Consider the following 10,694-nt stretch of genomic DNA (forward strand, 5'->3'; position numbering starts at 1 on the left):
ACGATTTGCCCGACCTTGAGCTCGAGCGTTTTCGCATCCGCAGGCCTCGCGTCGCCGAGCAAGCTGCGCAGCAAGCCGGAAATATTCATTGCCGTTCCCGCTTGGCCCGCACTTGCACGCCGTTAATATTGACCAAAGCGTCCTGCTCGGAGAACAGCTGCAGCACGATCCCTTTTACGATTTGCCCGACCTTGAGCTCGAGCGTTTTCGCATCCGCAGGCCTCGCGTCGCCGAGCAAGCTGCGCAGCAAGCCGGAAATATTCATTGCCGTTCCCTCATTCCCTTTCAAGCTTATGCTTATGTATATCGGCTGCCGGTGCCACTTTCGTTACGTTCTTCCTGCCTTCCCGCGTTAAGCTGTTGGTACAACAGCGAGCATTGTGCAGGGCGTCTCACAGCCAGTTTAATGCGCGAGCGCTAAGTTGTAGGTGCAACAGCCAGCAATGGGCCAGTCGTTCGTTTCAAGGCCAGCCTAGCGCCTGAGCGTTAGCTGGTGATGTAACAAGCTGGCATACGCCCGGAGTTTCACTCCCCCGCTTAACGCCTGGGCGTTAAGCTTGTGGCGTAACAAGCTAACGTAGACCCAAAGTTTCACGCCCAGCTTAACGCCTAGAACGTCATTTCCTGCTGCTCGTGCAGTAGCTTGCGGAGAAACGTCTTGCGGTGAAGCGGCGTCGGTCCGAACTGCAAAATTTTTTCGCGGTGATATTTCGTCGCATACCCTTTATGTATCGCTATCCCGTACTCCGGATACTGCAAGTCCCATTGCAGGCACATCCGGTCTCTCGTCACTTTGGCGATGATCGAAGCCGCGCCGATCGACTGGCTGAGCGCATCGCCGTCGATGATGGCGAGTTGCGGCACATCGACATCCACCTTCTCCGCATCGACGAGCAAATAGTCGGGCTCCCGCTGCAGCTTCTCTACCGCCTGTTTCATGGCCAATCGCGCTGCCTGCTTGATATTGATCCGCTCGATCGTCGGCACGTCGACGACACCGACTCCGACCGCCAGCGCATTCGACATGATCACGTCGTACAGCCGCTCGCGCGCTTTTGCCGTCAGTTTCTTGGAATCGTCAATATCCTCCATAGCCCAGCCTCGCGGCAATATGACTGCCGCCGCTACTACGTCGCCGAATAGACAGCCTCGCCCGACCTCGTCGACGCCCGCCACCGCTATGTATCCTTGTTCCCAGATCTGCTCTTCGTAGTGAAGCATGTCCTCCGTCTCCCTTCTTACCCATTATATAGGATCGGAGGCGGAACGAGCCATGCCAAAAAGCGCTAAAAGAAACCGTCAGACTCCTGGAACGCACATGCTGCCCCGTAATGTGTTCAGCGCAAAAAAAGCCGCGCCAACGCGGCACGGCTTGACTCAACTTTTATACTTGCTCTACCCGCGGCTCTGCCCCCGCTTTACCTTCCCCCGGCGGACGTTCCAGCGTTATGCGCCCCAGCTTTCCCGCACGCAAATCGCGCAGAATAAGCAGCGACGTTTTATCCAGATCGATCCGTCCGCCGCTGATGACGGCGCCGCGCCTACGGCCGATTGCTTCCATTGCCGCGACGATTTGCTGCGCGTCGGACGGATCGTCCGGTAGCTTGTCGAGGCCAAACCGCTCCAGCAGCGCCCCCGGATATTGCATAGCCATAAACCGGACGACGAAAAACGCCACTTCATCCAGCGGCAAAATGTCTTCCTTGATCGCCCCGGTCGCCGCCAGCCGCAACCCAACCTGCTGATCCTCGAACTTCGGCCAGAGGATGCCGGGCGTGTCGAGCAGATCGAGCTCGCCGCCGACCTTGATCCATTGCTGGCCTTTCGTCACCCCCGGCTTGTCGCCGGTTGCGGCGATTTTGCGGCCGGCCAGCGTGTTCGTCAGCGTCGATTTGCCGACGTTCGGAATGCCGACGATGAGCGCCCGCACGGGGCGCGGCGTCATCCCTTTGCGCAGCTGCGCTTCGATCTTGTGCGCCCACAGCGCTTTGGCGCGAGGCACAATCTCCTTCACCTGATGCCCGGACACGGCGTCGAGCGGCAGCGCATCAAGACCTTCTTCGCGCGCAAAATATCGGACCCATTCCGCCGTCGCCTCCGGATCCGCCAGATCCGCCTTGTTCAGCAGCACGAGCCGCGGCTTCCCCTGCAAAATGTCGCCGATCATCGGGTTCCGGCTGGACAGCGGAATGCGGGCGTCGAGCAGCTCGATGACAATATCGATCAGCTTCAGCTTGTCTTCGATTTGCCGCTTCGCTTTCGTCATATGGCCCGGAAACCATTGAATCGTCACCCTGCACTCACCTCTTCGTTATCGCCTGGCGCCAACCCGCCTAGCCGTGTTTAATGATCCCGATCGCTTGGATCGGCCAGAAACGGATGTCGGCGCGTCCGACCACTTTGTTCAGCGGAATGAACCCCGGATCCTCGTAGCGGCTATCTTTGCTGACGGAGCGGTGGTCGCCGAGCACGAACACGGCATCGTCCGGCACTTTCGTTTCGGGGAAATTTTTAGACGGGTTGTAGAGTCCCCCTTTTTGATGCTCCCGATTCACCGCGTCCTTGATCCACGGCTCGTCGATCACTTTGCCGTTCACAAACACGTTGTCGCCTTCGACCTTGACCGTTTCGCCCGGCAACCCGATGACGCGCTTGATGTAATCTTTCCCTTCCGGCGCGTGCAGAACGATCACTTCGCCGCGCTTCGGCTGGCGGAAATCGTAGACGAGCTTGTTCACGATGAGCCGTTCGCCGGTGTAAAAATTAGGCTCCATCGAAGGACCTTCCACAATAAACGGGGCGAACAAAAACACGCGGATCACGATCACGAGCACGCCGGCGATGAGCAGCGCCTTGATCCATTCCCACGTCTCGCTTTTGGCCGATCCTGCCGGTTTGGAGCCGGCCGAGTCCGACCCTTCCGAGTCCGTCCGGAGCGGCTGCTCTTGGTCCATACAAGTTCCCTCTTTTCTCTATGTATATCGCAAGCAAACTATCGCCACTAAGCAAACGAAAAGGAGCTTGCTCGCACAAGCCCCCCATTTTTCGCTTATCGGATTTCTTGAATTCTTGCTGCCTTGCCGCGAAGTCCGCGCAAATAGTAGAGCTTCGCACGACGAACTTTACCCCGGCGAGCCACTTCAATCTTGTCGATCTTCGGGGAATGGAGCGGGAACGTTCTTTCAACGCCGACACCGTACGAAATTTTGCGGACGGTGAACGTTTCGCTGATGCCGCCGCCTTGACGCTTGATGACGACGCCTTCGAACAGCTGGATACGCTCACGGCTGCCCTCGACGACCTTCACGTGCACTTTCAGCGTATCGCCCGGACGGAAGCTCGGGATATCGCTGCGAAGTTGCTCCTTCGTGATCTCATGAATCAGATTGTTGTTCATAGATGACTCGACCTCCTTCCACACAGGTGTTCATTCCGCCTCATCCAAATCGATTTGTGCTGTTATGCGTAGAGGACCACCGTATTCAAACGTTGACAAAATCGCAACAGTAGACATTTTACCATAGTCGCAATCGAAACACAACCGCGAAAAATGTCGCCGGCACCCCGCCTGTGCCGCCCGGCATCCATAATAGCAACCCGGTCTTACTCGCCGTCGCCGGCTCCGCCGCGTTCTTTCTCGAACTCCGCCAGCCAAGCCCGCTCCTGCTTGCTTAGCTCGCGCCCGGAGAGCAAATCCGGCCGGCGCCTGGCGGTGCGCCGCAGCGCTTCGCGGTGGCGCCATTGGGCCACGTTTTCATGGTGTCCGGAAACGAGCACTTCGGGCACGTCCCAGCCCCGGAACGACGCCGGCCGGGTGTAGTGAGGGTATTCCAGCAGCCCTGTGCTGAACGAGTCGGTGACGGCGGACGTTTCGTTGCCGAGCACGCCGGGCAGCAGCCGGACGACGCTGTCGATGATGACCATAGCCGGCAGCTCGCCGCCCGTCAGCACGTAGTCGCCGATCGAGAGCTCGTCGGTGACGAGATGCTCGCGGATGCGCTCGTCGTACCCTTCGTAATGGCCGCAAATGAAAATAAGGTGCTTCTCGCCCGCCAGCTCTTCGGCTTTGCGCTGCGTGAACGTCTCGCCCTGCGGGCACATGAGGATGACGCGCGGACGTTTATCGGCCGTGCCGGCAGGCGAGCCGTCTGCGTCCGCCTCCAGCCCGGGCCGGTCAACGCGCACGGATTGCTTCGCTTGCCCAGCGTGATCAGCTTGCCCGTCTGACTCCGCCAGGACGGCGTCCGGCTGCCCTGTGGCGGCTCGAGAGCCGGTTTCCCGGCAGGCGGGCGCTGTGCCGAGTACATCTTCCACTGCCGCGAATATCGGCTCCGGCTTCAACACCATGCCGCCTCCGCCGCCGTACGGAGCGTCGTCGACGGTGTTGTGCTTGTTGTTCGCATAGTCGCGGAAATTGATCGTGTTCAGCTTCACCAGCCCTTTATCCCGGGCTTTGCCGAGAATGCTCGAGCCGAACACCCCCTCGAACATGGCCGGAAACAGCGTCAGCACATCGATGCGCATCGTCACATCAGCCCTTCCATTAGCCGGACGAGCACTCGCTTCTCGGCTACGTCCACGTCCAGCACGACGTTATCGATGACCGGCAGCAGCAGCTCCTTGCCTATTGCCGGCTTGACGACCCAGACGTCGTTCGCCCCCGGCGACAAAATTTCCGTAATCGTGCCGAGCTGCTGCCCGTCCTCGGTGACGACGGCGCAGCCGATAATTTCGTGGTAATAATACTCGTCCTCGTCCAGCTCGGCCAAATATTTTTCTTCGACCTTCAGCATGCTGCCTTTATATTTCTCGCATTCGTTAATGTCGTTAAATTGTTTAAACTTGACCAGCACCATATTTTTATGTATGCGCGACGATTCGACTTGCACCGGAATTCGCCTTCCGTCCGGCGTCTCGATGACGAGCTCGCTCCCCTTCTCGAACCGCAGCTCCGGAAAGTCGGTCTGCGGGACGATTTTCAGCTCGCCCCGGATGCCGTGCGTGTTGACGATTTTGCCTACGGTATACAGCCTGTCGGACATGCTTCATGCCCCCTAATCTCATACAAGAGAAAAAAGGTTAGGAACGTATCCTAACCTTTCCCCTTATGATACGATTTCCACGTTGACCCGTTTCGATTCCTTGACGGCCACCGAAGTGACGACCGTGCGGATCGATTTGGCGATGCGCCCTTGCTTGCCGATGATTTTGCCCACGTCCGCGGGATTCACCGACAGCTCGTACGTGACGCTGGCTTCGTGCTCCACGACGTTCACGCGCACATCGTCCGGGTAATCCACCAGGGCTTTGGCAATAACGAGGATAAGATCCTTCATAATGGCCTCCCAGCTAAGCCGCCATTACTTCTGCAGCTTCTGCTCGTGGAATTTCTTCATCAGACCTTGCTTGCTGAACAAGCTGCGAACGGTATCGGAAGGCTGAGCGCCGGTTTGCAGCCATTTCATTGCCTTCTCTTCATCGATGTTGACAACGGCAGGCTGGGCGACCGGGTTGTAGTATCCGATTTCCTCGATAAAACGACCGTCGCGCGGAGAACGGGAATCGGACACAACGAGCCGGTAAAACGGAGCTTTGTGCGCGCCCATCCGCTTCAGACGAATGCGAACTGCCATGATGTTTCACCTCCTCCATAGAATCAACGCTATTGATGCCGTCAGCGGCAAGCGTGCGCCGCCGTTAGAACGGGAAGCGGCGGCCCATTTTGCCCTTCAGGCTCTTCAGGTTTTTCATGCCTTTCGGCCCCATCATGCTGCTGAGCTGCTTCATCATTTTGCGCATTTCTTCGAACTGCTTCAGCAGCCGGTTGACGTCGGCGACCGTCGTGCCGCTGCCTTTGGCGATGCGCTGGCGGCGGCTGGCGTTAATGATTTCCGGCTTCTGCTTTTCCTGCTTCGTCATCGAGCGCACGATCGCCTGCACGCGGTCGATCTGCTTCTCGTCGACTTTGACGTTTTGCAGCCCTTTCATCTTGCCGGCGCCGGGCAGCATGCCGAGAATTTGGTCGATCGGCCCGAGCTTTTTGACTTGCTCCATCTGCTCCAGGAAATCCTCGAAGGTGAATTCGGCGGTGCGCATTTTGCGCTCCATCTCTTTCGCCTTCTCGGCATCGATGCTTTCCTGCGCTTTCTCGATGAGCGACAGCATGTCGCCCATGCCGAGAATGCGCGACGCCATCCGGTCCGGATGGAACGGCTCCATCGCGTCCAGCTTCTCGCCCGTCATCGCATACTTGATCGGCAGGCCGGTAACGGCTTTGACCGATAATGCGGCGCCGCCGCGCGTGTCGGAATCGAGCTTGGTGAGGATGACGCCGGTCAGCTCCAGCTGCTCATGGAAGCTTTGGGCGACGTTGACGGCCTCTTGGCCCGCCATCGAGTCGATGACGAGCAAAATCTCGTCCGGCTTCACCTCGGCGCGGATGCTTTTCAGCTCTTCCATGAGCGCCTCGTCGATGTTCAGACGCCCGGCCGTATCGATGATGACGTAGTCGTTGCCGTGCTCCTTCGCGTGCTCCAGCCCTTGCTTCGCAATCTCGACCGGGCTCACTTGGTCGCCTAGCGAGAACACCGGCGCTTGTACCTGCTCGCCGAGCACTTGCAGCTGCTTGATCGCAGCCGGACGGTAAATGTCGGCGGCGACGAGCAGCGGACGATGGTTCTCTTTGATCAGCAGCTTGGCCAGCTTGCCGGTCGACGTCGTCTTGCCCGCACCTTGCAAGCCCGCCATCATAATGACCGTCGGCGGCCGGTTCGAGCGCGCCAGCTTGCTTTGCGTCCCGCCCATCAGTGCGGTCAGTTCTTTGTTGACGATATCGACGACGACCATGCCCGGCGTGAAGCTCTTCATCACTTCTTGCCCGACGGCGCGCTCGCGGATTTTCGCGATGAAATCTTTGACGACTTTAAAATTGACGTCCGCTTCGAGCAGCGCCAGACGCACTTCGCGCAGCGCGTCGTTCACGTCGTCCTCGGACAGCTTGCCTTTCGAGCGCAGCTTGCCGAACACGTTCTGCAAGCGGGAAGCCAAACTTTCGAACGGCATAACAGGCTCACCCCTAGTCTATATTGACGATCGCGTGCAGCAGCTCGCCGAGGCGCCGCTCATCATCCGGCGCAAGCCGGGACAAGTAGGGTGCGGCTTCTTCCGCCAGCTTCAGCCGCCGCTCGTGCCGCTCCAGCAGCCTGAGCTTTGCTTCATACTCGTCCAGCGTCTGCTCCGCGCGTTTCAACTGCTCGTAAATCGCCTGCCGGCTCACGCCAAAATGCTCCGCAATTTCCCCGAGCGAATAATCGTCGTGGAAATAGAGCTGCAGCGTCGTCCGCTGCTTCTCCGTGAGGAGCGGCTCGTAAAAGTCGAACAGCAGGTTGATGCGGTTCGTTTTCTCCAGTACGTTCTCTTCCGGCACGGCTGTTCCTCCTCCGGCCAGGATTGCTGTCAAGGATAATGCCTTGACAACTCCATGCAACGAAACTTAGTATACCGGGGTCCGGCCATAATGTCAAGGCAATGGCCTTGTCACTTTTTTTGGCTTGGGCGCAGCCTCTACTCCGCTTCGTTCTCCGCGGCCCATTTCGTGAACAGCGCGCCCACGAACTGCTCGGAATCGAACGGCTGCAAGTCGTCCATCTTCTCGCCGAGGCCGACGAACTTGACCGGGAGATCGAGCTCTTGGCGGATGGCGATGACGATGCCGCCTTTGGCGGTGCTGTCGAGCTTCGTCAGCACAAGGCCGGACAGGCCGGTTTTGTCGCCGAACAGCTTCGCTTGCTGCAAGGCGTTTTGCCCCATCGTCGCATCGAGGACGAGCAGCGCTTCGTGCGGCGCATCCGGTATTTCGCGGCGGATGACGCGGTATATTTTGTTCAGCTCTTCCATCAGGTTCGTTTTGTTTTGCAGCCGCCCGGCCGTGTCGCACAGCAGCACGTCGACGCCGCGGCTTTTGGCCGCATGGATCGCGTCGTACATGACCGCCGCCGGATCGGAGCCGGACTCCTGCTTGATGACGTCGACGCCGACGCGCTGCCCCCACTGCTCGAGCTGCTCGATCGCCCCGGCACGGAACGTGTCGCCGGCGGCGAGCATCACCTTTTTGCCTTCCGATTTGAGCCGGTGCGCGAGCTTGCCGATCGTCGTCGTTTTGCCGACGCCGTTGACGCCGACGAACAGGAACACCGTAATGCCGGTGTCCGCATACTTCAGTCCGGCGTCCTCGTCGCCGCGCAACAGCGCGATGAGCTTTTCCGACAAAATCGGCTGCAGCTCCTGCGGATTTTCGATGCGGCGCTTCTTCACTTCGGCGCGCAGCTCGTCGATGAGCCCCATCACCGTGTTCACGCCGACGTCGCGCCGATCATAATTTCTTCCAGCTCTTCGTAAAACTCCTCGTCGATCTTTTTCCGCCGCAGGAACAACTCGTCCATCCGGTCGACGAAAGCGCTGCGCGTTTTCGCCAGCCCTTCCTTGAACTTGCTTGTGACCGCTTCCGCTTTGGCGGAAATGCTTTCTCTGAGCCGTTTGAAAAAGCTCATGCAGCGTTCCACTCCCATCATTCCGACATGACTTACAGAAGTCCGCCCAAGCGTGCGGACGGACTCCGGTTGTTTCCAGTATTGCCGTCAGGCCGATACGATAGCCTCTTCGTCCTCGAGACGAACGGAAACGAGCTTCGATACGCCGCCCTCCTGCATCGTGACGCCGTACAGCACGTCGGCCTCCTCCATCGTCCCTTTGCGGTGGGTGACGACGATGAACTGCGTCGTTTCCGAAAACTCGCGCAAATATTCGGCAAAGCGCGACACGTTCGCTTCGTCCAAAGCGGCTTCCACTTCGTCCAGTACGCAGAACGGCACCGGCTTCACGCGCAGGATCGAGAACAGCAGCGCGATCGCTGTCAGCGCCCGCTCGCCGCCGGAAAGAAGCAGCAAGTTTTGCAGCTTTTTGCCCGGCGGCTGGGCGACGATCTCGATGCCGGTATTCAGCAAATCGTCCGGCTCGGACAGCACCAGGTCGGCGCGGCCGCCGCCGAACAGCTTGGCGAACACGACGCTGAAGTGCGAGCGGATCAGGTCGAACGTCGTGCGGAACCGCTTCGACATCTCCTGGTCCATCTCGCGGATAACGCCGTACAGCGCTGCCTTCGCTTCGATCAGGTCGTTCTTCTGCGCGCTGAGAAACTCATAGCGCTCGCTCACCCGCGCGAACTCCTCGATGGCGCCGAGGTTGACTTCGCCAAGCGAGGCGATTTCCCGCTTCAGCTCTCGCACTTTTTGCTGCGTACCCGGGATATCGTCCGGAACCGGATAGCGCTGCTTCGCCAGTTCGTAGCTGAGCTCGTACTCCTCCGCCAGCTTTTTGAGCAAATTGTCGAGCTCGACGTCGAGGCGGCCCGCCCGCACTTCGGTCTGGTGCAGCTTCTCCTCCACCTGCTTCAGCTGCGTCCGCTGCTCGCGCGTCTCGTTTTCTTCCTCTTCGAGCTTGCGCAGCCATTCGGCCCGTTCCGCCCGCTTGAAGTCGATCTGCTCGGAGCACCCCTGCTTCTTCAGCTTCAGCTCGTTGAGCAGCTCGATCTGGCGCACGTTCTCCGCTTCGGACGTCTCCATCTCGGCATCCATGGCCGCAAGCCGGCGGCTGTTCTCGTCCAGCTCCTGCACGATCGCCGCCAAATCCTGCTGCTCGCGGCGCGTCAAATCTTGCAGCGACTGTTTCTCTTGCGCGGCTGCGGCGAGCTTCACTTTCAGGTCGGTCAGCTGCGACTGCAGCTCCTCCTTCTGCGATTCGCCCGCCTTGCGCACTTCCTCGGCGCGCTTGATCGCCTGCTGCAAAGCCGCTTCCTCTTGCGTCAGCTGGTCCAGCAGCTCTTTCGCTTCTTCCGCCTTGCGCAGCAGCTCCGCCTGTTCTTGCAGCAGCGAATCGCGGTCTTGGCTGTCCAGCTGCAGCTGCTCAAGCGCCGTGCGCGCTTCGTTCTCCAGCGGCTGCAAAGCGGCCCGCACCTGCTGCTCCTCGATGCGCGCCTGTTCGCTTTGCTGGCGCAGCGTCTCCAGCTCCGCCGACTGCGCGTCGATTTCTTTGCGCAGCCGCTGCGTGCTGGTCCGCACATCGGCAATTTGCTTCTCCGCTTCGCGAATTTCCGCATCCAGCTCGTCCAGCTGGCGCTGGCGGCCGAGCAAATTCGCGCTCTTTTTCTGCAGCGAACCGCCCGTCATCGAGCCGCCGGGATTGACGATATCGCCTTCGAGCGTGACGACGCGGTACCGGTAACCGGCCTTGGCGGCGATTCGGTTGGCGTCCTCCAGCGTCTCGGCGACGACGACACTGCCCAGCAAATTGGAAAAAATGTTGGCATAAGCGCTATCGAATTCGACCAAATCGACGGCGACGCCGACAAAGCCTTTGGCGCCCTTCATCGCGCCGCGCTCGGCTTCGGCCATCGGCCTGCCGCGAATGACGTCCATCGGCAGGAACGTCGCCCGGCCAAGCTGCCGCTGCTTCAGGAAGGCGATGGCCGCCCGGCCGTCAGCTTCCGTCTCGACGACGACGTTTTGCAGCGCGGCGCCGAGCGCCGTTTCCACCGCCGTCAATGGCGCCAGAGCCGCTAACTGGTCGATCGATGCCGATAATTTAAAAGATAAGCCTCTGATTTCGGCTGTTTTGCTCGTTGCCAACGATGCTACCTA

Annotated in this window: 11 protein-coding genes and 2 pseudogenes; all 13 read right to left on the reverse strand. The window is 59.5% G+C overall.

Features of this window, described 5'->3' with window-relative positions; genetic code table 11:
• Window positions 1-85: 85 nt before the first annotated feature.
• Window positions 86-265 (reverse strand): hypothetical protein, encoded by a 180-nt coding sequence (locus tag SD70_RS31480; RefSeq protein WP_041052555.1) that lies wholly within the window; start codon window positions 263-265, stop codon window positions 86-88.
• 344 nt (window positions 266-609) lie between these two features.
• Entirely contained in the window at window positions 610-1,221 is a 612-nt protein-coding gene (locus SD70_RS31485) for a ribonuclease HII (protein WP_041052556.1), read from the reverse strand.
• 163 nt (window positions 1,222-1,384) lie between these two features.
• Window positions 1,385-2,293 carry a ribosome biogenesis GTPase YlqF gene (gene ylqF / locus SD70_RS31490; RefSeq protein WP_052488107.1) on the reverse strand — a complete coding sequence of 303 codons (909 nt, stop codon included), beginning with the start codon at window positions 2,291-2,293 and terminating at the stop codon, window positions 1,385-1,387.
• A gap of 40 nt (window positions 2,294-2,333) precedes the next feature.
• Complete coding sequence (gene lepB, locus SD70_RS31495; RefSeq protein WP_041052557.1) at window positions 2,334-2,954, reverse strand: signal peptidase I; 621 nt, start codon at window positions 2,952-2,954, stop codon at window positions 2,334-2,336.
• Between the two features lie 95 nt (window positions 2,955-3,049).
• Window positions 3,050-3,397 carry a 50S ribosomal protein L19 gene (gene rplS / locus SD70_RS31500; protein WP_041052558.1) on the reverse strand — a complete coding sequence of 116 codons (348 nt, stop codon included), beginning with the start codon at window positions 3,395-3,397 and terminating at the stop codon, window positions 3,050-3,052.
• 206 nt (window positions 3,398-3,603) lie between these two features.
• The gene (gene trmD, locus SD70_RS31505) at window positions 3,604-4,524 is read right to left on the reverse strand and encodes a tRNA (guanosine(37)-N1)-methyltransferase TrmD (protein ID WP_041052565.1); all 921 of its coding nucleotides are present in this window, start codon (window positions 4,522-4,524) and stop codon (window positions 3,604-3,606) included.
• Between the two features lie 2 nt (window positions 4,525-4,526).
• Window positions 4,527-5,042: a ribosome maturation factor RimM gene (gene rimM, locus SD70_RS31510; RefSeq protein ID WP_041052559.1), complete on the reverse strand. Its 516-nt coding sequence runs from the start codon at window positions 5,040-5,042 to the stop codon at window positions 4,527-4,529.
• Between the two features lie 63 nt (window positions 5,043-5,105).
• Window positions 5,106-5,336: a KH domain-containing protein gene (locus tag SD70_RS31515; protein WP_041052560.1), complete on the reverse strand. Its 231-nt coding sequence runs from the start codon at window positions 5,334-5,336 to the stop codon at window positions 5,106-5,108.
• Between the two features lie 24 nt (window positions 5,337-5,360).
• A complete protein-coding gene (gene rpsP / locus SD70_RS31520; RefSeq protein ID WP_041052561.1) occupies window positions 5,361-5,633 on the reverse strand; it encodes a 30S ribosomal protein S16 in 273 nt (90 codons plus the stop codon).
• Between the two features lie 64 nt (window positions 5,634-5,697).
• Window positions 5,698-7,062, reverse strand: coding sequence for a signal recognition particle protein (gene ffh / locus SD70_RS31525; protein ID WP_041052562.1), 1,365 nt, complete (start codon window positions 7,060-7,062; stop codon window positions 5,698-5,700).
• Window positions 7,063-7,075: 13 nt separating this feature from the next.
• Window positions 7,076-7,426: a YlxM family DNA-binding protein gene (ylxM, locus tag SD70_RS31530; protein ID WP_041052563.1), complete on the reverse strand. Its 351-nt coding sequence runs from the start codon at window positions 7,424-7,426 to the stop codon at window positions 7,076-7,078.
• Window positions 7,427-7,563: 137 nt separating this feature from the next.
• Window positions 7,564-8,549: pseudogene (gene ftsY / locus SD70_RS31535) on the reverse strand (signal recognition particle-docking protein FtsY).
• A gap of 87 nt (window positions 8,550-8,636) precedes the next feature.
• A pseudogene (gene smc / locus SD70_RS31540) lies at window positions 8,637-10,595 on the reverse strand (chromosome segregation protein SMC); the annotation flags it as partial.
• Window positions 10,596-10,694: the final 99 nt, after the last annotated feature.

The organism is Gordoniibacillus kamchatkensis, assembly GCF_000829455.1.
GTDB lineage: Bacteria > Bacillota > Bacilli > Paenibacillales > NBRC-103111 > Gordoniibacillus > Gordoniibacillus kamchatkensis.

What these genes read in the sequence shown, in the direction of transcription:
- SD70_RS31480 (WP_041052555.1), bottom strand. Translation starts at nt 265, where the DNA reads ATGAATATTTCCGGCTTGCTGCGCAGCTTGCTCGGCGACGCGAGGCCT.
- SD70_RS31485 (WP_041052556.1), bottom strand. Translation starts at nt 1,221, where the DNA reads ATGCTTCACTACGAAGAGCAGATCTGGGAACAAGGATACATAGCGGTG.
- lepB (WP_041052557.1), bottom strand. Translation starts at nt 2,954, where the DNA reads ATGGACCAAGAGCAGCCGCTCCGGACGGACTCGGAAGGGTCGGACTCG.
- rplS (WP_041052558.1), bottom strand. Translation starts at nt 3,397, where the DNA reads ATGAACAACAATCTGATTCATGAGATCACGAAGGAGCAACTTCGCAGC.
- trmD (WP_041052565.1), bottom strand. Translation starts at nt 4,524, where the DNA reads ATGCGCATCGATGTGCTGACGCTGTTTCCGGCCATGTTCGAGGGGGTG.
- rimM (WP_041052559.1), bottom strand. Translation starts at nt 5,042, where the DNA reads ATGTCCGACAGGCTGTATACCGTAGGCAAAATCGTCAACACGCACGGC.
- SD70_RS31515 (WP_041052560.1), bottom strand. Translation starts at nt 5,336, where the DNA reads ATGAAGGATCTTATCCTCGTTATTGCCAAAGCCCTGGTGGATTACCCG.
- rpsP (WP_041052561.1), bottom strand. Translation starts at nt 5,633, where the DNA reads ATGGCAGTTCGCATTCGTCTGAAGCGGATGGGCGCGCACAAAGCTCCG.
- ffh (WP_041052562.1), bottom strand. Translation starts at nt 7,062, where the DNA reads ATGCCGTTCGAAAGTTTGGCTTCCCGCTTGCAGAACGTGTTCGGCAAG.